Source organism: Kitasatospora sp. NPDC007106 (assembly GCF_040634455.1).
Classification (GTDB): domain Bacteria; phylum Actinomycetota; class Actinomycetes; order Streptomycetales; family Streptomycetaceae; genus Kitasatospora; species Kitasatospora arboriphila.
On the sequence record NZ_JBEYFP010001071.1, the window covers coordinates 1 to 1,807 of the forward strand.

The following is a 1,807-nucleotide window of genomic DNA, read 5'->3' on the forward strand; positions in this document are numbered from 1 at the left end:
GGCCGTTGACGCGGGTGGCGTAGCGGGCGATCACCGCGTCGAACCAGCCGCAGCGGCGGTCGCGGCCGGTGGTGACACCGCGGTCGCCGCCGAGCGCGAGCGGATGGCCGGGGTCATCGACGACCTGCTCCGGGCCGACGACGACGGCGAGGGCGCGGTGACCATGCTGCGCGGCCGGGACCTCCAGGACAGCCTGGTCGACGGGAGCGCACTGCCCGGCACCGGCCCGGACCGGCTGGCCGGGCCGTTCGCGCACATCGTCGTGGACGAGGCGCAGGAGCTCACCGACGCGGAGTGGCAGATGCTGCTGCAGCGCTGCCCGTCCCGGAGCTTCACGATCGTCGGGGACCGCGCGCAGGCGCGGCACGGCTTCCCGGAGTCCTGGCGGGAGCGTCTGGAGCGGGTGGGGCTGGACCGGATCGAGCTGGCCTCGCTGGGCATCAACTACCGCACGCCGCAGGAGGTCATGGCGGAGGCCGAACCCGTCGTCCGGGCCGTGCTGCCGGACGCCAACGTGCCGGTCTCGGTGCGCAGCAGCGGGATCCCGGTCCTCCACGGGTCCGTGGCGGACCTGGACTCGGTGCTCGACGGCTGGCTCGCCTCCTCGCCCGACGGGACGGCGTGCGTGATCGGCGCTCCCTCGTTCCGGGGGACGGGCCGGGTCCGTTCGCTGACCCCGGAGCTGTCCAAGGGGCTGGAGTTCGACCTGGTGGTGCTGGTCGACCCGGAGGGGTTCGGCGGGGGTGTCGAAGGTGCGGTCGACCGCTACGTCGCGATGACCCGGGCGACCCGGCAGCTGGCCGTGCTGACCGGCCCCTGACGCACCGGAGTGCGGCCATGGTCTGGACCACTGGACGGGTCCGGGCCGGGTCGGGAGACTTGCCCGATGAGTCGTCAACGAGGCACGCCCGACATCGAGTTGCACCGGCTGGCGGTGCCGGACCGGGGTCGGCTGCCGTTCGCCGTCGGCACCTTCGACACCATCGGCCCGCTGTCCCGGGCCGGTTTCCCGCACCGGCACTCCTTCTACGAGCTGGCCTACGTCACCGGCGGCCGCGGCAGCCACGTCCTCGACCTCGCGGACCAGCCGCTGCGGCCGCCGCAGCTCTGCGCCATCGTGCCGGGCCAGGTCCACCACTGGGCGCGGGCCGCGGGGCTGGACGGCCGGGTGCTGCTGTTCGAGGAGGACTTCCTGCTGCGCCACCCCGAGGACGCGGCCCTGGCCCGGGAGCTGGCAGGCGCCCCGCCGCTGCGGCCCGACCGCGCGGAGGCGCGCCGGCTGGCCGGGCTGCTCGCCGACCTGGACGGCGAGTACCGCACGGCCGGGGCGGGCCACCCGGGTGTGCTGCAGGCGCTGCTGCACGTCCTGCTGGTGCGCGCCGTGCGGGCGCTGCCCGACCGGCCGCGGCAGGCACCGCCGGCCGCGGAGTCGGCGGCGGCGCGACCGCACCCGCTGGTCGACCGGTTCGGCCGGCTGGTCGCCGAGCCCGGCCGGGTGGACCGGACCGTCGGCTCCTACGCCCGGGAGCTGGGCGTCTCCACCGGGCGGCTGCACGAGCTCGTCCGGGAGGCGACCGGCCGCACCCCCGCGCGGCTGATCCGGCAGCAGCAGACCCTGGAGGCGAAGCGGCTGCTGAGCGCCACGGACCTGACCGTCAGCCAGGTCGCGGCGGCCGCGGGCTTCGCCGACCCGGCGTACTTCTGCCGCTTCTTCCGCCGCGAGGTCGGGCTGACGCCCGGGGAGTTCCGTGCGGGCACGGGCGGAGGAAAGCACCACGGCCCGGGCGCCGAGTCCATCGACCCGCGG

At 76.1% G+C, this 1,807-nt stretch carries 1 protein-coding gene and 2 pseudogenes; 2 read left to right on the forward strand and 1 reads right to left on the reverse strand.

The genetic code is table 11. The features are described 5' to 3' along the window. A pseudogene (locus ABZ641_RS35825) lies at window positions 1–133 on the reverse strand (adenylosuccinate synthetase); the annotation flags it as partial. Here ABZ641_RS35825 and ABZ641_RS35830 point away from each other — a divergent pair. Together ABZ641_RS35830 and ABZ641_RS35835 are read left to right on the forward strand one after the other, a co-directional pair. After that, window positions 83–820, forward strand: a pseudogene (locus tag ABZ641_RS35830) (AAA family ATPase); the annotation flags it as partial. The pseudogenes ABZ641_RS35825 and ABZ641_RS35830 overlap by 51 nt on opposite strands. 66 nt (window positions 821–886) lie before the next feature. Further along, window positions 887–1,807, forward strand: a 921-nt coding sequence (locus ABZ641_RS35835; RefSeq protein WP_359988625.1) for a helix-turn-helix domain-containing protein, incomplete at its 3' end; no start/stop codon positions are given.